This is a genomic window from Cytobacillus sp. FSL R7-0696 (genome assembly GCF_038006865.1).
GTDB classification, from domain to species: domain Bacteria; phylum Bacillota; class Bacilli; order Bacillales; family Cytobacillaceae; genus Cytobacillus; species Cytobacillus kochii.
Map to the genome: position 1 here is coordinate 1,926,036 of NZ_JBBOWA010000001.1, position 25,534 is coordinate 1,951,569.

General features: G+C 37.4%; 20 protein-coding genes and 7 pseudogenes. 18 read left to right on the plus strand and 9 right to left on the minus strand.

The window, feature by feature from the left end; genetic code table 11:
• Positions 1-5 precede the first annotated feature (5 nt).
• Both MKX29_RS10060 and ybaK read left to right on the plus strand, forming a co-directional pair.
• Entirely contained in the window at positions 6-1,667 is a 1,662-nt protein-coding gene (locus MKX29_RS10060) for a glycoside hydrolase family 13 protein (RefSeq protein WP_281202820.1), read from the plus strand.
• 46 nt (positions 1,668-1,713) lie between these two features.
• Positions 1,714-2,190, plus strand: coding sequence for a Cys-tRNA(Pro) deacylase (gene ybaK, locus MKX29_RS10065; RefSeq protein ID WP_251162380.1), 477 nt, complete (start codon positions 1,714-1,716; stop codon positions 2,188-2,190).
• Positions 2,191-2,713: 523 nt separating this feature from the next.
• On the opposite strand, the pseudogene MKX29_RS10070 reads toward ybaK, so the two are convergent.
• A pseudogene (locus MKX29_RS10070) lies at positions 2,714-4,052 on the minus strand (YjiH family protein).
• A gap of 206 nt (positions 4,053-4,258) precedes the next feature.
• Here MKX29_RS10070 and MKX29_RS10075 point away from each other — a divergent pair.
• The 3 genes from MKX29_RS10075 to MKX29_RS10085 all read left to right on the plus strand — a co-directional run bounded on the left by MKX29_RS10075 (position 4,259) and on the right by MKX29_RS10085 (position 6,932).
• The gene (locus tag MKX29_RS10075; RefSeq protein ID WP_341105326.1) at positions 4,259-4,990 is read left to right on the plus strand and encodes an ABC transporter permease; all 732 of its coding nucleotides are present in this window, start codon (positions 4,259-4,261) and stop codon (positions 4,988-4,990) included.
• A 79-nt stretch (positions 4,991-5,069) separates the two neighbouring features.
• Entirely contained in the window at positions 5,070-5,867 is a 798-nt protein-coding gene (locus MKX29_RS10080) for an ABC transporter permease (protein ID WP_095371471.1), read from the plus strand.
• Positions 5,868-5,912: 45 nt separating this feature from the next.
• Entirely contained in the window at positions 5,913-6,932 is a 1,020-nt protein-coding gene (locus MKX29_RS10085; RefSeq protein WP_224936859.1) for an ABC transporter ATP-binding protein, read from the plus strand.
• Between the two features lie 34 nt (positions 6,933-6,966).
• Here MKX29_RS10085 and MKX29_RS10090 read toward each other — a convergent pair.
• The 3 genes and pseudogenes from MKX29_RS10090 to MKX29_RS10100 all read right to left on the minus strand — a co-directional run bounded on the left by MKX29_RS10090 (position 6,967) and on the right by MKX29_RS10100 (position 11,230).
• Positions 6,967-8,698: pseudogene (locus MKX29_RS10090) on the minus strand (ABC transporter ATP-binding protein).
• The gene (locus MKX29_RS10095; protein WP_289434941.1) at positions 8,673-9,467 is read right to left on the minus strand and encodes a MerR family transcriptional regulator; all 795 of its coding nucleotides are present in this window, start codon (positions 9,465-9,467) and stop codon (positions 8,673-8,675) included. The pseudogene MKX29_RS10090 and the gene MKX29_RS10095 overlap by 26 nt, the downstream one beginning before the upstream one ends.
• Positions 9,468-9,910: 443 nt before the next feature.
• Complete coding sequence (locus tag MKX29_RS10100; protein WP_224936856.1) at positions 9,911-11,230, minus strand: short-chain fatty acid transporter; 1,320 nt, start codon at positions 11,228-11,230, stop codon at positions 9,911-9,913.
• Between the two features lie 97 nt (positions 11,231-11,327).
• Here MKX29_RS10100 and MKX29_RS10105 point away from each other — a divergent pair, with 97 nt between their 5' ends.
• Together MKX29_RS10105 and MKX29_RS10110 are read left to right on the plus strand one after the other, a co-directional pair.
• Complete coding sequence (locus MKX29_RS10105) at positions 11,328-12,392, plus strand: PQQ-dependent sugar dehydrogenase (RefSeq protein WP_341105330.1); 1,065 nt, start codon at positions 11,328-11,330, stop codon at positions 12,390-12,392.
• A 117-nt stretch (positions 12,393-12,509) separates the two neighbouring features.
• Positions 12,510-12,950, plus strand: a complete 441-nt coding sequence (locus MKX29_RS10110) for an SRPBCC family protein (protein WP_341105332.1) — start codon at positions 12,510-12,512, stop codon at positions 12,948-12,950.
• Positions 12,951-13,080: 130 nt separating this feature from the next.
• On the opposite strand, the pseudogene bshB2 reads toward MKX29_RS10110, so the two are convergent.
• The 5 genes and pseudogenes from bshB2 to MKX29_RS10135 form a co-directional block, all read right to left on the minus strand.
• Positions 13,081-13,750 (minus strand): annotated as a pseudogene (gene bshB2 / locus MKX29_RS10115) (bacillithiol biosynthesis deacetylase BshB2).
• Between the two features lie 21 nt (positions 13,751-13,771).
• Positions 13,772-14,118: pseudogene (locus MKX29_RS10120) on the minus strand (YojF family protein).
• A 195-nt stretch (positions 14,119-14,313) separates the two neighbouring features.
• Positions 14,314-15,141 carry a pyridoxine/pyridoxal/pyridoxamine kinase gene (gene pdxK / locus MKX29_RS10125; RefSeq protein ID WP_341105334.1) on the minus strand — a complete coding sequence of 276 codons (828 nt, stop codon included), beginning with the start codon at positions 15,139-15,141 and terminating at the stop codon, positions 14,314-14,316.
• A 105-nt stretch (positions 15,142-15,246) separates the two neighbouring features.
• A pseudogene (def, locus tag MKX29_RS10130) lies at positions 15,247-15,801 on the minus strand (peptide deformylase).
• Entirely contained in the window at positions 15,785-15,985 is a 201-nt protein-coding gene (locus MKX29_RS10135) for a helix-turn-helix transcriptional regulator (protein WP_251162373.1), read from the minus strand. The pseudogene def and the gene MKX29_RS10135 overlap by 17 nt, the downstream one beginning before the upstream one ends.
• A gap of 116 nt (positions 15,986-16,101) precedes the next feature.
• On the opposite strand from MKX29_RS10135, the gene mobA (MKX29_RS10140) reads away from it, so the two are divergent.
• The 11 genes and pseudogenes from mobA (MKX29_RS10140) (at position 16,102) to MKX29_RS10190 (ending at position 25,374) form a co-directional block, all read left to right on the plus strand.
• The gene (mobA, locus tag MKX29_RS10140) at positions 16,102-16,422 is read left to right on the plus strand and encodes a molybdenum cofactor guanylyltransferase (RefSeq protein WP_341105336.1); all 321 of its coding nucleotides are present in this window, start codon (positions 16,102-16,104) and stop codon (positions 16,420-16,422) included.
• Positions 16,394-16,738 carry a molybdenum cofactor guanylyltransferase gene (gene mobA / locus MKX29_RS10145; RefSeq protein ID WP_341105339.1) on the plus strand — a complete coding sequence of 115 codons (345 nt, stop codon included), beginning with the start codon at positions 16,394-16,396 and terminating at the stop codon, positions 16,736-16,738. Before mobA (MKX29_RS10140) ends, mobA (MKX29_RS10145) begins: the two co-directional genes overlap by 29 nt.
• Positions 16,739-16,768: 30 nt before the next feature.
• On the plus strand, positions 16,769-17,233 hold the full coding sequence (locus MKX29_RS10150) for a molybdenum cofactor biosynthesis protein MoaE (RefSeq protein WP_341105341.1): 465 nt from the start codon (positions 16,769-16,771) through the stop codon (positions 17,231-17,233).
• Positions 17,226-17,459, plus strand: a complete 234-nt coding sequence (gene moaD, locus MKX29_RS10155; RefSeq protein ID WP_224936849.1) for a molybdopterin converting factor subunit 1 — start codon at positions 17,226-17,228, stop codon at positions 17,457-17,459. The genes MKX29_RS10150 and moaD overlap by 8 nt, the downstream gene beginning before the upstream one ends.
• A 4-nt stretch (positions 17,460-17,463) precedes the next feature.
• On the plus strand, positions 17,464-18,483 hold the full coding sequence (locus MKX29_RS10160) for a thiazole biosynthesis adenylyltransferase ThiF (protein ID WP_341105343.1): 1,020 nt from the start codon (positions 17,464-17,466) through the stop codon (positions 18,481-18,483).
• 469 nt (positions 18,484-18,952) lie between these two features.
• Entirely contained in the window at positions 18,953-19,396 is a 444-nt protein-coding gene (locus MKX29_RS10165) for an Lrp/AsnC family transcriptional regulator (RefSeq protein WP_224936847.1), read from the plus strand.
• Positions 19,397-19,957: 561 nt separating this feature from the next.
• Complete coding sequence (nikB, locus tag MKX29_RS10170; RefSeq protein WP_224936846.1) at positions 19,958-20,899, plus strand: nickel ABC transporter permease; 942 nt, start codon at positions 19,958-19,960, stop codon at positions 20,897-20,899.
• 21 nt (positions 20,900-20,920) lie between these two features.
• Positions 20,921-21,814: an ABC transporter permease gene (locus MKX29_RS10175; protein ID WP_289434930.1), complete on the plus strand. Its 894-nt coding sequence runs from the start codon at positions 20,921-20,923 to the stop codon at positions 21,812-21,814.
• A gap of 19 nt (positions 21,815-21,833) precedes the next feature.
• Positions 21,834-23,371 (plus strand): annotated as a pseudogene (locus tag MKX29_RS10180) (ABC transporter substrate-binding protein).
• Positions 23,372-23,379: 8 nt separating this feature from the next.
• Positions 23,380-24,363: an ABC transporter ATP-binding protein gene (locus MKX29_RS10185; RefSeq protein ID WP_251162492.1), complete on the plus strand. Its 984-nt coding sequence runs from the start codon at positions 23,380-23,382 to the stop codon at positions 24,361-24,363.
• Positions 24,360-25,374, plus strand: a pseudogene (locus tag MKX29_RS10190) (ABC transporter ATP-binding protein). Before MKX29_RS10185 ends, MKX29_RS10190 begins: the two are co-directional and overlap by 4 nt.
• Positions 25,375-25,534 lie beyond the last annotated feature (160 nt).

Below are 25,534 nucleotides of genomic sequence, written 5' to 3' on the forward strand. Positions count from 1 at the left end.
GGGATGTGACTTGGTGGAAAAACGCAATTGCCTATCAAATCTATCCGCGAAGCTTTCAAGATTCAAATGGGGACGGCATTGGGGATATTCAAGGCATTATTCAACGTTTATCATATTTAAAAGAACTTGGGATTGATTTAATTTGGATTTGTCCGATGTATCAGTCTCCTAACGATGACAACGGCTATGACATTTCAAATTATCAAGAAATACTAGCTGAATACGGGACAATGAATGACTTTGATCAATTATTAGAAGAAGTGCATCAAAGAGGTATGCGACTAATTATTGATCTTGTTTTAAACCATACAAGTGATGAGCATGCATGGTTTATAGAGTCGAAAGCTAGCAAGGAATCGAAAAAACGAGATTGGTATATTTGGAGAAAAGGAAAAGATGGGCAAGAGCCGAATAACTGGGCCAGTATATTTGGTGGTTCTGCATGGACGTTTGATGAAAAAACGGATGAATATTATTTGCATATATTCTCTAAAAAACAACCAGATTTAAACTGGGAAAATCAAGCGGTGCGTCATGCACTATACGATACAGTCAATTGGTGGCTAGAAAAAGGAGTAGACGGTTTTAGAATTGATGCGATTAGTCATATCAAGAAAAGCCCGGGATTACCAGACATCCCTCCAACTAATAAAGAGACATATGTTCCTTCTTTCTCGAAGCATATGAATCAACCTGGAATCCATGATTGGCTTTTAGAATTAAAAAAAGAAACGTATGGGAAGTACCCTGTCGTTACGGTTGGGGAGGCAAATGGGGTTAGTGCAGAGGAGTCTCTTCTTTGGGTTGGTAAAGATCAAGGGAAAATGGATATGGTTTTTCAATTTGAGCATCTTGGTTTATGGGATGCAGAAGAAAAACCAGTCCTGGATATCATTGCTCTGAAAGAAGTATTAACAAAATGGCAAGTCGCACTAGCTTCAGATGGTTGGAATGCTCTATTTCTCGAAAATCATGATAAGCCGAGAATTGTTTCAACTTGGGGAAATGATAAAGATTATTGGTATGAAAGCGCCACAGCCTTAGCATGTATGTACTTCTTTATGAAAGGCACCCCCTTTATTTATCAAGGCCAAGAAATAGGCATGACGAATGTGCACTTCGAAGGGATGTCCTCCTATTATGATATCCTCACTCATCATCTATATAAGGACAAACAACAGAAAGGTTGGTCACACAAAGAGATTATGAAACTCATCTGGGCTTCTTCTCGTGATAATAGCCGTACACCTATGCAGTGGAGTTCTGATTCAAACGCAGGTTTTACGGAGGGCAAACCATGGATGGAGACAAATGAGAATTATACAAAAATCAATGTTACCCTCCAAAAGAATTCAAATCATTCTGTATTGCAATTTTACAAAGATATGATTACTTTAAGGAAAACTCACGCTACTCTTATTGAGGGTGAATATAATCTTCTTTTTCCAAATCATAAACAAATTTTTGCTTATACAAGAGAAGATGAAGAACAGAGGTTTCTGGTTATAGTAAACCTGTCTGAGTGTAGCGTAACTGTAAATTTAAATCACCAACTTGTCAGGGATAGTGCAAAGCTATTATTATGGAACTATCAAGCACAAGGCGATCTATCGCTATCTAAGAAAATGAAACTCCGTCCATATGAAGCTAGAGTTTATCGAACATAAGCAAATATAAATATATTTTTTCGTTATTTCTAGGAGTTGTAGATGAATGGCAAAAGGAAAAACAAATGCGATGCGGTTATTAGATCAGTCGAAAGTAAGCTATGAGATCATGACTTATGATGTCGCGGATGGAAAAATAGATGGTCTTTCGGTGGCAGAAAAAACGGGGAAATCAGGTCAAACGGTTTTTAAAACATTAGTGACAGCGGGTGCAAGTAAGCAAAACTATGTCTTTGTTATTCCAGTCGATAAGGAACTGGATATGAAAAAGGCAGCTAAGGCGTCAGGTGAGAAAAAAATTGAAATGATTCATGTGAAAGATATTCAGAAGATAACCGGCTATATTCGTGGCGGCTGTTCACCAATTGGTATGAAAAAACAATATCCTACCATTATCGATGCATCAGCAAAAGATTTGAAAAGTATGATTGTTAGTGGGGGTAAATTAGGTACTCAGATAGAATTAACGTTGCAAGACCTCATTAAAATGACAAGTGCAGAATTATACGAGATCGCTCAATAAAATACCAAATGCCTCAGAAGATGTTACTGCAGGCATTTTTTTGTTTTCTGCATAGGGATTATCGTGAATTTCTAAAGAGGTGTGAGGCCAAATAGTCATTTTTCACATAAGATGTGCATGAGGTGATTAATATGAGTCATTTTAACGTACATGAACCAAAAGGTATGAAAGGGAAGCTGTTAAAAAATATGGATATAGGTACATTCCAGCAAACCCCCTTCTTATAAACCGCCAAAAAAAATGCCCAATCTACCTGAAGAACAACCTGAATTCATTTTGAAACAAATTTGTGTGAAAGGATTATACCGTATTCACTGTATGGCGCTTAAAAATGGAGAACAACTATGGTTTTGTCCAACCTTCATAAAGGGACAAACGTTGTATGGGTGGAGGTATTATCGTAACCGATGGATCTTTTTAGTTATACATCTATCAAAAGTTCAATCAATTCAATGTATATAAAAACGCCACCTGTTAGGAATGACAGGTGACGAAAAATTATTTCCCGAGAAAGAATAACGGGTTAAAAAATAAAATGAGCAACCAATGTAATAATTGGTAAAGCAATAACTGTTCTCAGAATAAAAATGAGTACTAAATCAAAGAAAGATACAGGAATTTTAGAACCTAGTAGTAATCCGCCAACTTCAGACATATAAATGAGCTGTGATACGGATAGAGCAGCGATGACAAACCGTGTCATTTCACTTTCATTCCTGCCCCCATGACAGAAGGTAAAAACATATCTGCAAACCCAACGAATAATGTTTCAGATGCGGCAGCAGCTTCAGGTAGTCCTAAAAGCTCCAAAATAGGAATAAATGGAATTCCTATCCAAGTGAAGATAGGCGTATATTCAGCTAAAATTAACGCGAGTGTGCCGAGGGCCATAACAACCGGTGCAACACCCATCCACATATCTAAAATATTTTTAAAGCCATCGGTGAAGAAAGCCTTAACATCTTTATTTTTCTTTGCTCTATTAATAGCAGAATCAATACCCCAAGTAAAAGAATTATAGCCTTTAGGAATGTCCTCATCGGCTTCATTTGCTTTCTCTTTATAATAAGTATCCGCTTTTCTTGAAAGTGGTGGGATACGAGGCATAATAAATGCTGCAATAAGCCCTGTTGCTAGTATGGTTAAGTAGAAAGGAATAAAGTAATCCCCCAAACCAACTTGAGAAATAATAACAAGACTGAAAGTGATAGAACAACAGAAAAGGTAGTTCCGATAATAGCCGCTTCTTTTTTTGTATAATAGCCTTCTTCGTACTGCTTACTTGTTAAAAGCACTCCGATTGTGCCATCTCCAATCCAAGAGGCAACACAGTCGACTGCTGAACGACCTGGTAGTTTGAAAAGTGGTCTCATTACCTTGGTAAGTAAAGAACCAAATAACTCTAGTAGACCGAAATTGACTAATAACGGCAAAAGTAAGCCGGCAAATAAAAATACACTAAATAAAACGGGCAATAGATCAAATAATAAAAGTCCACCAGTAGCTGTAGACCAAACTGCTTCAACTCCCCATTGGAGATATGTTAGAACAGCAAATACAGCCCCGATAAAGCGGACAATTACCCATCCATATGTGACATTGAATAGGTTATTTAAAAAGGGTGAGTTTTTGAATATAGCAGGAGATATCTTGGCAATCAAAGTTCCTACTAAAGTAAGGACAATAATAACGACCATAATAAGTGGAATATATCCATTTAATAAATCCTGTATCCAGCCGGATAATATAGCGATAGGAATTGTTACCTCCCCATCAATACTAATAGGAATCATAAAGAATAGGATACCTAGAATTGACGGAATGAGGAAGGTCAACATATCCGATAATTTATATTTACGCATCAGTTGATGTCTCCTTCTAATAAAAATAAGTCAGACTACATTTTAATTCATTCTATATTAATTGCCAACCTTATACTTAAAAATGGTAGAGATGTTATTCTATTGTCAATTTTAATAATTGTCAAACTAAAAGGGGTGAGACTTAGTAAAATTATGTTAAAATGTTTGCAGATGACGTGATTTTTAAAGAAGCAGGTGGGAAGTAGATGTTCAATTATCGATTGTATTGGACGTTTGCCAAAAAGTCTTTTCTTCGTTCGGCTGTGTACCGGTTTGATGTCTGGTCTAGACTCGGTTCTAATGTGATCTTTCTTTTAATGTGGGGTTCTATCTGGACAGCGTTATATGCGGGTAGAGAAGAGGCTGGTGGCGTCAGTTTTCAAGCAATGCTTACATATATTGTAGTAAGTCAATTTCTCTCAGGTGTAAACGGGGCTGGGACTCCTCTCTGGGAAATACAAGAAAAAGTGCGTACTGGTGATATTTCATTGGAATTAATGCGTCCTTTTGATGTACCTTTACGTTATTTATTCGCAGACTTTGGCAGTGTGTTTTTCTATATGATTACTGCACTATTACCTTTGTATATTATATTATTTTTCTTCATGGACCTTTCATTACCTAACGATCCACTTATCTGGTTAGCTTTTTCATTTGCCGCTTTTATTGGGTTTTTAATTCGTTATTGTATTGAAATGGCCTTTGGATTATTAACTTTCTTTCTAGTAGAAACCGGCGGAGTGGAGGATATCTTTTATTTTGCGATGTCATTACTATCTGGTTCGGTTATTCCATTGTGGTTTTTCCCAGGTTGGCTCGCGAGCTTTGCTTCATACTTGCCCTTTCAAGGTATTTATTACTACCAAATGCGATCTTTATTGGTGAGATTGCAGGATATCAAATCCTTACTTCTATTGGGGTTCAGTTGTTTTGGGTGATCGTTACATATATCTTTTTAAGATTAGTATGGAATAAAGCATCGCAGAAGGTTGTTGTTCAAGGGGGATAAGTACATTCATGAGATATATTGATTTATATTTTAAGCTTGTTGCTGCTGGTATAAGGGCCCAGCTGCAATACCGATTTGCCTTCTTTATGAGGATTGTAGGGATGCTGACCTCGTATGCAGGAACGGCGATAACGATGTGGGTAATGCTTTATCAGTTTCAGGAGTTAGGTACATGGAATTTTTATGAGATGTTATTTTTATTTGCGATAGCTGTGCTCTCTTGGGGATTTTGCATTATTTTATTTTTCCATTTTCGTAGTCTTGATACATACATTTTGAACGGTACATTTGATCGTTTCTTAGTGCGACCGATTAATCCTTTTTTTCACTTTATGGCGATGAAATTTGATGTGGCATCCTTTGGACAGTTTATTTTTAGTATCTTTATTTTTATTTGGGTAAGTGTAGAATTACACATTCATTGGACCATTGCTAATGTCCTGTTTTTATTGGCCGCAGTGATTGGTGGAGTCCTTATACAAGGTGGCTTGCTCGTGATTATCTCAGCTTTTGCTTTTTGGACAACGAAATCGGAGCAATTTTATTGGGTAGTAATGTATCCAGCAAGAAACTTAACGAATTACCCATTAGTCATTTATCCAAAAATGGTGCAATGGTTTACGGCGTTTGTTGTTCCTTTTGGTTTTGTGAATTATTTTCCTGCAAGCGTTATCTTGGGTAAAGAAACGCCATACTTTCCAGAAAATATTGGTTATTTTTCACCATTGGTTGGTATTGTTTTCTTCATTATTGCCTATTACATTTGGATGCTAGGACTCAGCCGTTATAAGAGTACGGGCTCATAAAGCGTAGTGAAGGTTGGCAGTCATAAACAGAGTGGAGGGTAAAAAATGGCTATCATAGAAGTAGATCAGTTGATGAAAGAATTTAAAGTTGCGAAACGTGAGACCGGCTTTCTTGGTGCCATGAAAAGTCTGGTAAAACGTGAATTTTATACGAAGCATGCGGTAAAGGATGTAAGTTTCACTGTGGATAAAGGAGAAATGGTCGGCTATATCGGGCCTAACGGTGCAGGGAAATCAACAACGATTAAAATGTTAACCGGAATTCTTGTGCCTAGTGGAGGAACGGTTAAAGTAAATGGCATCGTTCCTTATGAAAACCGCCAAGCAAATGCAAAAAATATTGGTGTTGTCTTTGGGCAAAGAACGCAATTATGGTGGGATTTACCAACGATTGAATCATTCGAATTATTAAAGGAAATTTATCAAGTTTCGCATAGCCGCTATAAAGAAAATATGGATACATTTACGGAAATTCTTGGGTTAGATGAGTTCATCAATACGCCAGTCAGGCAACTTTCGTTAGGTCAGAGAATGCGTGCTGACATTGCCGCTTCCTTACTGCATGATCCTCCCATTTTATTCTTAGATGAACCAACGATTGGGTTAGACGTAGTGGCGAAAGAACGCATGCGTACATTTATAAAAGAAATCAATAAAGAACGCGATATTACAGTTATTTTAACCACCCATGATATGGAAGATATCGAGCAACTTTGTAAAAGGATGGTATTAATTGATCACGGGCAGAAAGTGTATGATGGAGAAATGGCTGTAGTGAAAAATCGATTTGGGAAAATTCGTACTCTTGTAGTAGATCTAGAACAACATTCTAAGCCATTGACGCTTGAAAAAGCAGAAGTGTTTAAAGAAGAAGCAGGTAAGTATTGGATACGCTTTAATCGAGAAGATATATCTGCTTCGGGTGTTATCACGCAAATTACACAAACACATAATATTAAAGATTTAACTGTCGAAGAGCCTGAAATTGAATCAATTATTAGTCGTATTTATCAAGAAGGCTTTGACGGTGTTGAGCAACCTATTCCTGTTAAAAGTGGGTCATAAAAGAAGCTGAGTAGAGGTATGCCTCTCTCTCAGCTTACGTTTGACTGATATTTAATTGCTTTGTAGCGAGTTGTACGTATAAAGGGTGTGATTGCAGCAATTCAGCGTGTGTCCCTTTTCCTGTGATTTTTCCATTTTCGAGAACAATAATTTGGTCGGCATCAATGATAGTTGATAGTCTGTGTGCAATGACGAGTGTTGTTCGGCCTTTCATTAAATTTTGGAGAGCTGATTGTACGAGTTGTTCGGATGAACTATCAAGATTCGATGTGGCTTCATCTAATAAAAGAATTTTTGGATCACGAATAATGGCCCTAGCAATGGCAATGCGTTGGCGTTGTCCACCAGAGAGTTTAATTCCTCTTTCGCCTACATCAGTGTTTAACCCATTTGGCAATCTCTCTATAAACTCTGCTGCATGAGCTTGTATAGTTGCTTGCCGTAATTCCTCTTCACTAATTTCTCTTTTCGTGCCATATGTTAGTTTTCTCGAATCGTGCCAGACATCAGCGGGCTCTCCTGAGAAACATAACCAATTTGTTCCCGCCAATTTTCAAGAGCATACTTGTCTGCAGGATGACCATTTAATAGAATAAGGCCACCATTAGGTTCATAAAAGCGTTCGAGCAGAGCGAATAAGGTTGTTTTACCGCTACCACTTGGACCGACAAATGCCGTCGTTTTTCCAGCTGGAATGTGTAAATTGATATCTTTAATGATCTGGTCATCTTTATATGAGAATTGAGTTGGTTAAAAGAAATCTCCTCTGGATGAATTATCCCTTTTGTTCCTTCATTCATATTCTCAGTAGGTGTATTTAACATATCCTGAATTCTTTCTGTTGCACCCATTGCTTTTTGATAAGCAGTAAAGAAGGAAGCCATTTGGGTAAATGGAACAACAATCTGGAACATATAAATAATAATAGCTACCAATGAACCTGCAGATAATTCCCCTGAAGCGACTCGTACACCGCCGTATCCAATTAGGACAACAAGAACAAACATCATAATAAAGGTCATAAATGGTGAGACGACAGCCTGGATTTTTGCTTCCTTTAAACCAAATTGGAATAAGCGCTGAATGTTTTTATTCCCTTTTTCAATCTCCGTTTTTTCAGCTTGATAAGCCTTCACAAGTCGAATATCTGATAAGACCCGACCAAGATTACTTGTAAAGTCAGCCATTTGATCTTGGGTAGATAAAGAGACTTTATATATTTTTTGCCCGAGCGGCATAATTATAAGAACGGCTAATGGAACAGCAATAAGCATGATGAGTGTCATTCGCCAGTCAATCATTAGTAGAATAATAATTGCCCCAATGATTGAAATCATTCCCGTTATAAAAGTAATAATATGTTGGGTAATCAACGTTTTTACTATATTTGTATCTTGTGTGATGCGGCTCATTGTTTCTCCTGATTGATGCTTATCAAAGAAAGGAATTGGGAGATGGATGGAATGTTCCCATAGTTTCCTTCGTAAAGAAGCAACCATTCTCTCTCCAATATAAGTCATTAAATAAAAGGAGAAACCTGAGGCAATTGTTTGGATAATGAACGCGCCTCCTAATAATGCAATGAGCGAAAGTTCAAGGCGAGATGTAGCTAACTGGTCGACCATATTAGCTGTGAATAACGGAACGACCAATCCTGCTGCGGTTTCAAGTAGGCTGAGTAGCAAAGCAACAATTATGATCCACTTTGGTACATTTGCGCCTTTTAATAATGACCACAGACTAGTCGTTTTCTTTTTTGTCTTCAATTTTTTCCATTCCTTTCTTTTCTAGATAAATGGAGATAGCTTGAGCAAGCCATTCTTCTTCTTCCACTGTAAATGGAGAGGGGAAAAGAACAGGAGCTTCGGCAAGATGGCGATCAATATCGTCATTTACTTCTGTTATGCGGAGAATGATTTCCTCTATATTGGGATAAAGGTCATAGAGGATATCCCAAATGGCTGCAACCACTGTTTGGACATGCTCATCATTATGATCAGTGCCCACCAACTTTTTTATGTTTGCAAATTCTTTAGCGACTCGTTTGTTTAGTTGTTGTTGTTTTTCATCAGAAATATTGTAGATATCTTGAATCATATGCTCAGGGATAAAATTCCTCATCCATTCTTTATGCTCCGCCTCCATTTGAATGGAGTTAATAAGCATAATGAAAATATTGGGATCAACTGTTTGATTTTCTTCTAAAATAGAAAGAGCATGGTCTAATGTTTTAATCATATGATTTATTTGCTGTCTTTTGATAACGAGCTCTTCTCGTTGAAACGAAAGAGATTGTCGCAGATCCCACTCATTGTTGTTGAGAAGTTTCTGTATTTTATTTAATGGATAACCCAAGTATTTTAAAGTAACAATCTTTTGAACTGTTAATATTTCGTTTGTAGAATAATATCTATCACCTGTTTTGCTAGTGCGTGCGGGCTTTAATAAGCCAATCTCATCATAATAATGCAATGTACGAATGGTCGTATTTGTTTTCTTAGCAAACTCTCCAATACGGTAATAATCATTTGTCATAAGAGGCCCTCCTTATGTAGTATTATAAAACCTCACGTTACGTTAGATACAATGGTAAAAATAAAAAACTTATTCGATGTTGCTCAACACAATAACTGGTCGAAATTATGGGGGCTTTTCTCTTCACTTATTGGAGAACTAGATGTAAGAAACGGTAGATGAGTTGTTAAACATATCCTTTGGTCTAATAAATATCCCTATAGGTGAGGATAAGCAGAGGATAGGATAAGCGTGCAGAAGTGATGTAGATGGAAGTGGCAGCAAAAAGAGGTGATGTTGAGCGTAAAAGGGTATGCACCAATAGTTGAAAATAGACTTTAGACAAATGATAATGTTACTATGGCGATTAACCAATCTAATTATCACACAGTCTGAAGCGATTTACATCACGAATTGCTTCAGACTGGTGCATAAATCCTCATACTTTTCGTAAATTTGTTTGTTTATAATAGTAAGAAACCTAACGAAATAATGATTCCACTAGCAATTAATGTAAGTACACAAAAGCCCATAATATCTTTTGCTTTTAGACCTGCGATGGCAAGAGCGGGTAAAGCCCAAAAAGGCTGTATTAAGTTCGTCCAAGCATCTCCCCATGCTACCGCCATTGCGATTTTAGGGATGGAAACATCTAATGCGATCGCTGCATCTAACATAACAGGAGCTTGCACAGCCCATTGACCCCCACCAGATGGTACAAAAATATTGACAAGACCTGCACTCAGGAAAGTAAATAATGGTAAAGTATGTTCATTAGCAATAGAAACAAATCCATTGGATATAACAGCCGCTAGGCCTGAAGCTGTCATCATACCAATAATTCCTGCATAGAACGGAAATTGAATAATAATGCCACTGCCACCTTTAACAGCATTCGTAACTGCCTGCAAGAAGTGACGAGGGGTACGATGAAAGAGAATACCAAGAAATAGAAAAAGAAAGTTTACAATATCTAAATTTAGGGCAAAACCATTAGTAACAAAATAATAAAATAAGAAGATTAATCCCATCACGCCAATAAGTAACGAGAGTATTTGGCTATTCTCTAATTTCTCTGCTGGTGTCATGGAATCTCTTTCTAATGTCGCTGCAGGTAAATCTTCTTTTAATAACGCTGGATCAACCGTAACAGTATCATCTTTAGCTGGAAGCATGAATCGATTGATAATAGGTAAAACAATAAAAAGTGCGATAGTGATAATCAAGTTAAATGATGAAAAGATGGTTTCGCTTGTTGGAATAATCCCAATCAAATCTTCGGAAAAATGACCTGGAGTGGCAATGGTTAGCGGTGTTGATCCTGAAATACCACCATGCCAAATAACAAAGCCTGAGTAAGCGCTTGCAATTAATAGACGATAATCGACTCCTTTTACATGGCGCGCTAACTCTTTTGCAAATAAGGCACCAATGACTAATCCAAACCCCCAGTTAATCCAACTGGCAAGTAAAGATATGATTGTTACAATAATAACAGCTTGCCCAGGTGTTTTTGCTTTTGAAGCTAAGGCACTCAGTCCAGCTTTGAATATAGCACTGCTTGCTAATACATGACCGGTAATTAACACTAGTACCATTTGCATAGCAAAAGATAATAATCCCCAGAATCCTTCACCCCAGAATTGGACCATTTGATATGGACCACTATCAGTAAATATGAGTCCAAGTGCAAACACTAAAAATGTTAAAATGATAACAAATAGAAATGGGTCTGGTAAGTATCTTTGCATTAGACGATTAAAAAAGCTAACAATTATTTTCATCTATCATTCCCCCTTTTGATAGAATTTTATCATATCATTCTGAAAATTATTACTTTAATATAACAAGATTTTTAAAAAAAGAAAGGATGTAGATTTAGTGAAGAAACTGACTATTTTATTTGTTGCAAGTTTCCTACTTATTCTTATGGGTTGTAATTCTAACAATGAAATGGATGAAGAACCAGAATCGGTAGATGTTTCGAATCAGCAAAAGTTAGAAGTGGTGGCAGAAGATCTTGATATCCCTTGGTCAATTAATAAGCGCGATGACGTATTCTATTTGTCGGAAAGAAAAGGGACAATTGCTAAAATTGAAGGGGGAGAATTAACTCGTCAACCAGTAGAATTAGAGAAATCATTATCAACGGCACAAGAAGCAGGATTACTTGGGTTTGTATTAATTGATGATGGTACAAAAGGAATTGCTTATTATACATATGAGCTCGATGGTCAACCGCTTAATCGTGTTGTCACATTATCATTAGATGATCAAAAACAAGTGTGGGTGGAAACGGATTTGCTTTTGGATGAAATTCCGAGTGGTGCTTTTCATCATGGGGGAAGACTAGCGATTGGTCCAGATGATAAATTATATGTCACTACAGGAGATGCGACAGAACCTGAACTTGCACAAGATCAAAATTCGTTAGCAGGGAAGATCTTAAGGATGGATAAAGATGGTAGTATTCCAGAAGATAATCCTTCAAAAGAATCTTATCTTTATAGCTATGGTCATCGTAATCCTCAAGGATTGGCATGGACAGATGAAGGAGACATGTACGCAAGTGAACATGGTCCAACAGCAAATGATGAAATTAATAAAATAACCGCAAATGGGAATTATGGTTGGCCTGAAATTACGGGCACAGAGGAAAAAGAAGGGATGATTGCCCCACTCGTCACCTCAGGAGATGACACAACCTGGGCACCATCAGGTATTGCTTATGCAGATAATAATCTTTATATAGCAAGTTTAAGAGGTACCGCAGTCATGCAGTTAAATTTAGAGACAAATGAAATGTCTACTTTAGTAAGTGACGTAGGTAGAGTAAGAGATGTTTATGTCGATGGCAATCATCTGTATTTTATCAGTAATAATACAGATGGCCGCGGCAATCCGGCAGAACAGGATGATTGTTTATATCGATTAAAAATCAAATAAGTAGCAAAACGATAAGCGAACAGCAGTTAATCTTCTATTCGTCTAAGATGACAGCAACCCCAACTTTATGGTAAGAATGAATGTAGATAGTTAACGAATGGAGTTGTAGAAAACATAATGTCTGACTTTCGCACAACCGTAATTATTCATAAACCAGTTGAAGAAGTTTTTTCCTATATGGTCGATATAGATAATATTCATGAGATCATGCCACTTGTAGTAAAAAGAGAAAAGGTCAATGACGAGCCATTAGCTGTGGGTTCAAAACTAAGAGAAACAAGAAGAGTTCGTGCTTCCGATATCACATCTGAAATCGAAGTATTAGCATATGAAACAAATAAGGTATTTGCAACTCGATCGAATTCCAACGGTTTAATCGCAGAATACTATTATCGTTTTGATGAAGTGGATGAAGGTACACAGGTTGATTTAGAAGCCAATATTAAAACAACAGGATTTAAAATGAAGCTTCTACGTAAATTTTTAGTGAACATGGTACATCGTGAAGATGGCTATCAATTAACGAATTTGAAAAATATGCTTGAAGGTACGAAATAAGTATCTGATGAAGATGTCTCCAAAGAAGGCGAACAGCTAGAAGAAAAAGTTGAAGAAAACCAAACAAAATAAGCTTTCAATAAAAAACAGAACTTCCAATGGTAAATGGAGGTTCTGTTTTTTTAAGTATTTATTCATCAAATTGATAGGTCCAAAAACGTTCTTGGTTAATTCTAGCCATCACAGCAGGGTCCTGTTTCTTAAGGTTTTCTTCCATTTCCTTAATCATTAACTGTGTTTGTGAGACATGGGCTTTTAATGTATTCAATTTAATGTCAGCAACTTCTGTTACATCATGAACAACATCTGCCGCACCGATTTCTTCCTCACAATTGTTAGAAAAAGCAACGCAATATACCTTTGGACGTTTTTCTTTTGGAAGGCTTTTAACGGCATGAATAACTGCCGCACCTGTTGCATCATGATCTGGATGCACTGCATAACCTGGGTAGAATGTAATGATCAAGAGGGGTTTAATTCTTCTATGATTTCACCCATATGATGTGCTAGTTTATCTTCTGGTTCAAATTCAACCGTTTTATCGCGGTAACCAAGCATTCTCAAGTCAGTTATGCCCATCGCTTTAGCGGCATTTTGAAGCTCTTGCTTTCGAATATGTGGCAATGATTCTCTTGTCGCAAAAGGGGGTCGCCCATATTTCTACCCATTTCCCCCAGTGTTAAGCATGCGTAAGTTACAGGTGTGCCATTTTGAATATGCTTGGCAATCGTGCCAGAAACGCCAAATGCCTCATCATCTGGATGAGGAAAAATAACAAGTACTTGTCTTTCTTTTTCCATCACTCTTCCTCCTTCCGCTATTTATTCAAAGGGTGTTTCGCTAATTTCTAAAGAAACCGCTAGTTTACCTTTAAAATCATGACCAGCCATTAATAAGCGATCATGTTCATCTATTTCATAATGGGTAATGCCCTCCGCATAGACCCAACCGATGTCAGTTTTTAACCGATTCGGTAAGGTCCGTTTCCGGCGATTTTACTATGAATGTATTTTAATTTGGCATTACGAATATAGGCACCTGATGAAAAGAAAGTCTCATCAAAGTGTGAAGCGTAAGCACCGTTTGTTGTTTCAAGGTGGATATAAACGTCCTTATTTGCACGTTCATCCAAAGCCAGCTGTACTTGTTCTTTCATAACGATATCCAAATTCATTTCCCCCTTTCGAAAAGCATTTCTATATAATTTGTCAAAATGAGAGTTAAGCTATCCATTTGATTCTTTTATTTTACTAGAAATAAAGTGGTTTTGCATAATGAGTGACTCAGGAAGCAGGATGATTAGAAGAATGGATCAAGAAAAAAGGAGAATGCTCACTCGAGAGACATTCTCCTTAAAATGTTATTATTGTTCAACCTTCGTACGATCCGCTCCAAAAGTACGGTAAGCACCGTGCATTGTTGGTCCAACATAATCATTTAGTTTGAATCCATGTGTAATGGCTGCAGTGATAAAATCTTTGGCTACATCGATTGCTTCTGTTACCGATTTGCCCTTTGCCAGTTCAGCAGTGATGGCACTTGAGAAAGTGCACCCTGCCCCATGGATGTAAGGCGTATTAATCAGTTCAGCCTGCAAGATTGTGAAATTTTCTCCATCAAATAAAAGGTCGACGGCTTTTTCAGATTGTAGCTTACTGCCACCTTTAATGATGACATATTTTGGTCCGAGTGCATGAATCTTTTCTGCCGCTTTTTTCATTTCTTCAATTGTTTTGATCGGTTTCACTTGTGCAAGTTGTGATGCTTCAAAAAGATTTGGAGTCACAACGGTAGCTAAAGGAACGAGTACCTCACGAAGGGCATCCGCTGTTTCAGGATGTAGTACTTCATCTTCGCCTTTACATACCATTACTGGATCAATAACGGCAGGAACGCCACTCTCTTTAATTGTTTTGGCAGCTGTTTCAATAATTTCCACTGAACCAAGCATACCTGTTTTCATTGCATCTATACCAACAGAAAGAATGGTTTCAATTTGAGCCTCTAATGTACTAATTTCAATTGGAAAAACATTATGATGCCAGTCGTTTTTAGGGTCCATTGTTACAATAGTAGTAAGTGCTGACATTCCGTACACACCAAGCTCTTGAAAAGTTTTCAAATCAGCTTGAATCCCCGCACCGCCGCTAGAATCTGATCCAGCTATAGTTAAGACTTTTTTCATAGTCATCTGACGTTTCCTCCCTGGAGTGATAGATTAGACATGCATTTTATCATCATTATAACAATTATTTTAAAAATGTATATGGTCTCTATTTTAATATAGTGAATATGGTTAAATTTTATTTATAATTGGTTGATTTTTATCAATTCTGTCGTAAAACATAATACCGTTTAGATGATCAATCTCGTGTTGCATAAGAATAGAGGCAAATCCTTTAAAAGAGAGCGTGACTTCCTCACCTTTTTCATTATACGCTCTAACTTTAATTTTTTAACGTGGCACTTGGCCGAACACTTCACGATTAACGGATAAGCAGCCTTCTCCTTCTGGAATACAAATAATATTTGTTGAATGACTGATAATCTTCGGGTTAATCAATTGGTATTCATATGATTGCCCTTTTTCATCTTCATATTTAGCAGCGAACATTCGTTTAGCAATACCGATTTGATTGGCTGATAAGCCAGTACCAGGGCGTAATTTGTATTTCTTAGCTAATTTCTCATCCTGGCTATTTCGTAAGTATACGAGCATCGCCTGTAGCTCCGCTAAATCTTCCTCAGTTGCCGGTAACCTTAAATCCTCTATTGGTTGATGAAGGATCTCATGCTTTTCATCGACAAAATCTTTCATGGTAATTATCGTATCTTTAGAAATTTTCCTCATAGTTAAAAACCTCTTCTACATTTGTCTGTAATGACCTTGCAATTTTGAAGGCGAGCGTTAAAGTTGGGTCATATTTATCGTTTTCAATACAATTAATGGTCTGCCTACTAACGTTGCATTCCTTTGCTAATGCCTCTTGTGTTAAGCGCAGCTGTATTCTTAGCGGTTTTATCCGGTTTTTCAAATCGTAGTCCTGCCTCTCTTGTCAAAGGTTTTGGACATTGTTTAAATTAACAAACATTTTCCCGTTTGTCTATCTTTCAGTTTTATCCATTGCATAGCCGTCGGAAAATCGCTTTAATGGTATATATAAACGTGAATGGTGAAAAAGGTGGTAGTATGCAGAGTACCGGAATTATATTAGCAGGTGGCAAGTCGAGTAGGATGGGGGAAAATAAAGCTTTGTTAGCGGTCAATGGAGAAACAGTAATCGAACGCCTAGTAAGGGAGTTGCAATCCGTAACGAATGATATTCTTATTGTAACAAATACACCAGAAGATTATCATTTTCTCCCAGTTAAAAAGGTAAGTGATCGCTACCCTAATAAAGGTCCGTTAGCTGGAATTGAGTCTGGCCTATATCATTCTACAAATGATAAAAAATATTATCGTTGCTTGTGATATGCCCTTTGTTGCGGCTGAAACAATGGAATGGCTTTTAAGCCATCTCGAAGGTTATTCAGCTGTTATTCCTGAAGTGAATGGTCAAATTCATCCACTTCTTGCTGTCTACCATAAGAGAGTAAGGGAAATAGTAGAGAAATGTTTAGAGGCAAATGATTTGAAGCTACAGATTTTCTTAAATCAGTTAAAGGTAAAAAAAGTAACAGAAGAAGATATGACTCGGCATCGTCTAGTCAATTTTGAACAAAGCTTCTTCAACATGAATGACCCGAGTGATTGGAGGAAAGCAATACAAATTTCTAGTAAGAATTGATAAAATAGAACTTAGATGAGAGGTGTTAAAATGAAGTTTGGAATTTCTAAAGAGCCAATCAATATACAAGAAGTAATTGATCATGTCGTACAAAGAAACGCAGGAGCTATTACGACGTTTATTGGAACAGTAAGAGAATTAACTAAAGGTAAGAAGACTTTGTTTTTAATATATGAGGCATATGAAAGTATGGCTATAAAAAAGCTTGAGCAAATTGGCACGGAAATTAGGGAGCGATGGCAAGGAGCCGAAGTAGCAATTGTGCATAGAGTAGGTAAATTAGATATAACTGACGTTGCTGTTGTCATTGCTGTCTCGACACCTCATCGTGCTGATGCTTATGAAGCAAACCGATATGCCATTGAACGTATTAAAGAAATCGTACCCATTTGGAAAAAAGAACATTGGGAAGATGGGCAAGAATGGATTGGCGACCAATTGGAAAAAGTATCTTATCTTGAAGGGAAACCGGAGGCGAAACATCTAGATGAATAATGTATTGTTTTTTGCTCATTTAAAGGATGAAGTTGGTGCAGAAAGTTTACAAATAGAGGCGAAGGGTAAGAGCGTATTAGCGTTAAAACAAGTAGTACATGATACGTATGGTTTATCATCAATTGATAGTGTCATGACAGCGATCAACGAAGAGTTTGCTGAAGATGATGATGTGATTCAAGAAGGGGATACGATTGCCTTTATTCCGCCAGTTAGTGGAGGCTAATGTCATGAATGATAGATACTCTAGGCAATTATTATTTTCTCCTATTGGTGAAAAAGGGCAATTACTCATTGGGCGTAAGCATGTCTTAATGATAGGGGCAGGGGCACTTGGTTCTGGCAATGCTGAAGTGTTAGTTCGCTCGGGTGTAGGCAAGTTAACCATCATTGACCGCGACTACGTAGAGGCAAGTAATCTCCAAAGACAACAGCTTTATACGGAAGAGGATGTAAAAGAAAAGTTACCTAAAGCTATTGCTGCTAAGAAGAGATTAATGGCGATTAATTCAGAAGTTGAAGTGGTGGCGATAGTAGCTGATGCTGTGCCGTCCTTGTTAGAAGATCTCGTGAGTGAAGTTGATTTAATTCTTGATGCGACAGATAATTTTGAAACGAGAATGCTCTTAAATGATATATCACAAAAACATCACATTCCATGGATTTATGGCGCATGTGTCGGCAGCTTTGGAATGAGTTTAACCATAATTCCAGGTGTGACACCCTGTCTGTATTGCTTGTTGAAGAAGATTCCTATTCAAGGTATGACCTGTGATACAGGTGGAATTATAGCTCCTGCTGTGCAAATGGTTATCGCTCATCAAACCGCTGAAGCACTCAAGATACTGGTAGGTGACTTAGATGCCATTCGCACGACTTTTACAAGCTTTGACATGTGGCGAAATCAATATTCGAATATAAAGGTTGCTAAAATAAAGGATACAGGTTGCTTATCATGTGGGGAGGCTCCGACCTATCCGTTTCTCCAACAAGAAAACTTAACAAAGACAACTGTACTTTGTGGAAGAGATACCGTGCAAGTGAGGCCATCGACTGCCCAGCAATTAGACTTGCAAAGGCTATCTCAACAAATGAAGGTGTCGGGCTATGACACGAAAGGGAATCCTTACCTTTTGTCAATTGATCTGAAACCGGAAAGAGTTGTGATCTTCCAAGATGGTCGGGCACTTATTCACGGAACAAAAGACCTGGCACAAGCACGCTCCATCTACCAAAAATTATTAGGTTAATAAGAACCGCATCTTCTGTTTGAAGAGCGGTTTTTCTTTTTTGTTTTTAAGGAGTCAAAAATAAACAACGTGGTGGGTGTTATTGCCGATATGAACATAACAAATAAGAAATCGAATAAGTAGTGTGGGGAAACGGGAAATCTCAACCAACACAGGTCATTTCAGATCGAAAACTGAATTGAGTGTTGAGCTAATGCGATTTGCAGTTCGGTTAGAAGTGAAAACAGGAAAGGAACAAAACGCAATCTGTACACTATATATTATTTCCGTGTTTACCGTCGGAGGTGGCATAATAAGAGATTGAATCATTGTCTCTCATATTGCTAATTGTGTAACGTTGTTTTCTTTAAAAAAATCTTTAAATGAGACAACAGTGTAAATAGTATTTGATAATTTATGTTTGATATGTTAATTAAATATACAGGTTAATCTCATTTTTTACATAGTCAAAAGAGAAGGTGGTGTTTTTTTGGATCAGGTCGATAAGAAAATATTAGATTTATTAATCGAAAATGGTAGAATGTCTTATGTTGATATTGGCAAACAATTAGGTCTTTCCCGAGTAGCCGTAAGGGAAAGAGTGTCTAAACTTGTTGAAGATGGTGTGATTGAACAGTTTACAGTTGTGATTAATAGTGGCAAGGCAGGGAAAGAAGTTTCCGCATTTTTTGAGATTGATTGTGAACCGAGTTCGTTAGTGAAAGTAGCCGAGGCGTTGGCGGAGAATGCAAGTGTCGCTAGTTGTTACCAAATGACCGGCCCCTCTACTTTACATACCCATGTGTTAGTAGATAACTTTGATGCACTTGAGCGGTTTATTAACGAAGAACTATATGCCCTAGATGGCATTACGCGTGTGGAAAGTAACATATTGCTGAGAAGATTTAAAAGTCGTCGCGGGTTAAAATTGTAGTAGCATTGCATAATTTGTATCGAATGCAAGCTGCGATAATAACAATTAAGCCAATTGGAACTTCTGATTAGACATTCTGGTAGATTGCGGAGGTAAATCCAAGTTACACGTCCAACTTCGGAACAACCGAAAAGATAGCTGAACAGCACCAACCAATTTGTCCGTCTTTCTGAAAAGAAAAACTCCTATCTTTGCTAGATTCCTGATTAACGAAATATGATACCCCCTTAAACTTAATATGTTTTAAAAAACAGGTACTCGCCACTGGCGGGTCTTTTTTTGTATTGGACAAGAAATTGGTAAATTACCTTTTGTTTTTGAAAACGCTTTACTCATCGATAACTAAAAGATGATAAATAATTATACTTAAGTTACATAATGAACATTTTTGTCAAAATAATGAAAACAAAAGGAAATAGAAATAAAAAATAATTTAAAAAAATGAAAAAATATATAGAATTTTGTATATTTATGTTTTATAATCATTTTTAAATTATTTTAAACATTTAGTAATTAAAAAAAGGAAAATGATTAACAAATGATTTCGAAGGAGGGGTGAAATTGGTCGGTTTTATATTCAGAAGATTTTTTCAACTTGTGATTCTACTATTTGGTATTTCCTTTCTTGTATTCTCATCCATGTATTTGGCGCCTGGTGACCCGGCATCAATGATTGGAGGGCCAACTGCATCAAAAGAAGATGTGGAGGCGATAAGAGATAATCTTGGTTTAGATGACCCTTTTCTTACACAATATGGTCGCTATGTAGTAGATCTTGTACAAGGTGATTTAGGATATTCTTATCAAAACCAACAGTCTGTAGCTGAGGCGATTGGGGTGAGACTGCCAAATACGCTAAAGTTAGCAATTGCTAGTATGATTGTCGCCATTGTTATTGGTATTTTAACAGGGTTGATATCAGCTCTTAAACAAAATTCTTGGCTAGATGTAGGGTCAACAACCTTTGCTCTTGCGGGTATTTCTATACCGAACTTTTGGATGGGTGCTGTCCTTATCCTTATATTTTCCGTTAACTTACAACTACTCCCGGTCGGCGGGTTATCTTCACCATGGTATACCATTGAAGGGATAAAGGAATTAATCTTACCTGCAATCACTTTAGGGACAGGGGCAGCTGCGATGATTGCTAGAATGACGAGATCATCTATGCTTGAAGTAGTAAGGGCAGATTATGTAAGAACAGCAAGAGCAAAAGGTGTAAAGGAACGCGAAGTTATATGGATTCATACATTAAAAAATGCGATGATTCCTGTTTTGACAGTGATTGGTGTGAACTTTGGTTCACTATTAGGAGGGACCATTATCACTGAAAAAGTATTTGCGATTAATGGTGTAGGTAGGCTAATGATTGACGCCATAGCAGCTAGAGATTTTCCGATGGTACAAGGCTCTGTTCTTTTAGTAGCTACACTCTTTGTTGTTGTGAATTTAGTCGTTGATGTGGTTTATACATATATTGATCCAAGGATTAAATATCAGTAATGACGAAGGGAGGAAAAACTGATGCCAGAGGTTGTTCAGGCAACGAATAGTCCAGTAGCAGTAACACCGAAAAAGGATAATGAGTGGTTGTTAATTATAAAAAGGTTGCTACGAAATAAGTTAGCGGTTCTTGGGTTAATCATTATCATTCTTCAAATCGCCATGGCGTTGTTGGCCCCTATTATTGCTACCCACGACCCCGTAAAGCAGGACCTATCAGCTAGTGAATTACCTGTATTTAGTGAGGATCATTGGTTAGGCACAGACAATTATGGAAGAGATGTTTGGAGCCGAATTGTCTATGGCTCCCAAATCTCTCTATTAGTAGGGATTGTAGCTGTAGTGCTCGGCCTTCTTGGTGGCGTTACGCTAGGTTTACTTGGGGGATATTACAAAAAATTAGATGGCATTATTATGAGATTTGTCGATTTATTATTTTCATTCCCAGGAATTTTACTTGCTATGCTCATTATTGCTGTACTCGGTACAAGTTTAGTAAATGTAGCTATTGCTATAAGTATTTGGTCGATACCTTCCTGTGCACGAATTGTACGAGGGTCCGTTTTATCGATAAAGGAAAAAGAATATATTATGGCCATGAAATCGGTAGGTGCTTCAGATCTTCGTATTATGATTAAACATATATTACCAAATTGTTTTGCGCCTATTATTGTTTTTGCCACAATGCGAATGGCTACGGCTATTCTTTCAACAGCTGCATTAAGCTATTTAGGCTTAGGTGCACAACCACCTACCCCTGAATGGGGATCAATGATTTCGCAAGGTCAAGCTTTTATGTGGTCATCTCCACATCTAACGATTGTACCTGGGATTGCCATCATGTTAACTGTATTTGCTTTTAATGTATTAGGAGATGGATTACGAGATGCCATTGATCCTAATATGAATGTTTAAAAATTGGGGGGAATTAAGAATGAGGAAAAAGTTATTAGCAATACTAGCGGTATTTACACTAATGATTGTATCTGCTTGTTCAAGCGGTAATGAACCGGCAAGTGGGGAAGGTGAAGGGAACGGTAAAATCGATACATTTACATATGCCTCACTATCAGATGCAGTAGGGCTATCACCTATCATGACAAATGATAGTGCATCAGCTAATGTGACTGACCATGTATACGAAAAGTTGTTTGATAGAAATACAGAAACAATGGAAATAGAACCTAAATTAGCTGAATCTTATGAGAATCCAGATGAGAACACTTGGCTGATTAAATTAAAAGAAGGAATAAAGTTCCATGATGGAACAGACTTTAATGCAGAAGCTGTTAAGTATACTTTTGATAAATTAAGAGATCCAGAGACAGCAGCCCCACGAGCTTCACTAATGGAGCCGGTTGAATCTATTAATGTGATTGACGATTACACAGTTGAAATCAAAACAAAATATCCATACGGTCCTTTTTTAGCGGCACTGTCACATTCTAACGCAGCCATTGTAAGCCCAACAGCAGATAAAGAGGGCGATTTAAATAAAGAGCCTGTCGGTACAGGGCCATTCAAATTTGCGAAATGGGTACCAGGGGATCAAGTCGTGTTAGAAGCAAATGAAGACTATCGTGATGGCGCACCTGCGATTCAACAATTAATTTTTAAAGTTGTTCCAGAGATATCAACAGCGATCTCGATGTTACAAACAGGAGAAGTACAATTTATTGATAACCTTCCTATGGAACAGATTGAAAGAATTGAAAGTCTGAAGAATGTAACAGTTGAAAAGGTGGATGGGACACCAGAATACTATTTCTCTGTGAATCATGGAAAAGAAGAATTCCAAGATGCAAAATTACGTGAAGCTTTTGCTAGCGCGATTGACCGGGATGCTGTTGTCTCAAAAATGAACGGGTTAGGCATTCGCAGTGATAGTGTCATAGGGCCAAAAGTATTTGGGTACGTAGAATCTGCTGCTGAAGCAGGTACACCTTATGATTTAGAAAAGGCTAAAAGTTTAGTAGAGGAAAATGGATTTGGAGAGAAAACGTATAAGTTATTAACACAAATAGAAGTAATTTCTTACTGATGGCTGAAATCGTTCAAGCGCAATTGTCAGAGGCAGGGTTTAACATCGAAATTGAGTCAATGGAATGGGCTTCATTCCTAGATACAGCAAGACAAGGGAACTTTGATTTAACCTTCTTAAGCTGGTCTAACTTAACAGCTGATGGTTCAGAATTATTTTATCCTAATTTTCACAGTGATAATGTAGGTGCTTCAAATAGAGCACAATATAGTAACGAAGCATTTGATCAATTAGTAGATGAATCGAGAACAACAACAGACCAAGATAAACGGTTAGAACTATTAGATCAAGCTAATCGCTTAATGTTAGATGAAGATGCAGTCGTGATTATGTATCACTCCATCGTAACAGCTGCAATGGATCAATCTTATGAAGGTCTACTTTTAGAAGCAACTGGTAAATGGAATCTATCAGAAGTAACAAGAAAGTAGGTGCAACAATGGGAGAGGCTTTACTAGAAGTGAAAAATATGATTACAGAGTTTCGGACAGCAGACGGGTATTTACCTGCTGTCCGCGATGTTTCATTCTCGCTAAATAAGGGTGAGACATTATGTATTGTTGGCGAATCGGGCTGTGGTAAAAGTATAACTTCTCTCTCAATTATTGGATTATTACCAAGCAACGGTAGAATTGCAAGTGGAGAAATTAAGTATGAGGGAGAGGCTATTCAAAGTCATACAGCTGAACAAATGAGACAGATTCGTGGCAACCAAATCTCGATGATTTTTCAAGAACCGATGACAGCGCTGAATCCTGTTTTAACGATAGGCTATCAGTTAAGAGAACCTCTAATGATTCATGAGAAATTATCTAAAAAAGAAGCCCATAAAAAGGGAATTGATCTTCTGAAAAGTGTGGGTATTCCTTATCCTGAAAAAAGAATGAGTCAATATCCGCACGAATTAAGTGGTGGCATGCGTCAGAGGGTAATGATTGCAATTGCTTTATCATGTAACCCGGGATTACTGATTGCGGATGAACCGACGACTGCGTTAGATGTGACGATTCAAGCGCAAATTCTAGATTTGATTAATGATTTAAAGCAAGAATACCATATGGGTGTAATCATGGTGACCCATGATATGGGTGTTGTTGCAGAAGTAGCTGACAGAGTAATGGTTATGTATGCAGGGAAGAAGGTAGAAGAAGGGACAGTAGAGGAGATTTTTAATCATCCAAAACATCCTTACACAATTGGACTGTTAAATTCTGTGCCAGATGTAGACAAACCGGACTTTGAACTTGAAGCTATTCCTGGTTCTTTGCCTAGTTTAAATCAACAAATTCAAGGTTGTCGATTCCACGAACGTTGTAAATTTGCCATGGAAACATGTAAACAACAAGAGCCACCTGCCTTTGATTTGTCTCACTCTCATTCGGTGAGTTGTTGGCTTGAAGCAGAGGAGGTAACAAATCCATGAATGTCGCAGATGGTAATGGAAGAAGAAAGACCCTTCTTGAAATCAACCAGTTAAAGAAGTATTACCCAATCAAGGGTGGTTTGTTGCAAAGGGTACAATCTCATGTGAAAGCAGTAGAAAATGTTTCTTTTAAATTATATGAAGGTGAAAGTTTAGGTGTTGTAGGCGAGTCAGGGTGTGGAAAATCGACGTTAGGAAAAGCCATTCTAGGATTAGAAGAATTAACGGGCGGGACAGTTAAATTCAAAGAGACCGAAATACAATCATTAAGAAAAAAGAAAAGCTAAAATTTGTGAAAGAAATGCAAATGATCTTCCAAGATCCCTTTGCTTCTTTAAATCCTAGACAAAAAATAGGTCCAGCTATAGCAGAGGTTTTTTCCATACATACATCTATGTCCAGTAAAGAAAAAAGTTAGCGGTTTTAGATTTATTAAAAGAAGTAGGTTTAAAAGAAGAGCATTATGATCGTTTTCCTCATGAATTCAGTGGTGGACAAAGGCAGAGAATTGGGATTGCACGTGCCATCTGTTTAAATCCATCCTTTATCATTTGTGACGAGGCAGTATCTGCTCTCGACGTATCTGTCCAAGCACAAGTGTTAAAGTTATTGAAAACCTTACAGCAAAAGTATCAACTATCTTATATGTTTATTTCTCATGACTTAGGTGTTGTTCGTTATTTTTGCGATAGAGTACTAGTGATGTATTTAGGGAATACGGTTGAGGAGGGAAAGGTAGAGGATTTATATAATGCTCCCCTACATCCCTATACACAAGCATTACTTTCTGCTATTCCTAGACCCTCTATTGAAAAGAAACGAAATAGAATAAGATTACAAGGTGATTTACCGAATCCGGCGGATCCTCCTTCTGGATGTCCCTTTCATACACGTTGCCCGATAGCGAGGACACAATGTATGGAAGAGAAGCCTCAATGGAGAGAGTACGGTGAGGAACATTATGCAGCTTGTCATTTTGCTGGGGAATCTATTTTTAAAGAAGCGAAGTGAAATTCCTTTGAAGAGCGAGGTGCTGTTAGCTAGCATCTCGTGTTTTTATTGTAGGTTAACATTTGTGTAAGAATAATCAAGATAATTCTACATATTGATTTTAGAGAATTTAAATATATTAGATTTAAATCCTATTATTATCACTAATTTTATTCTATAA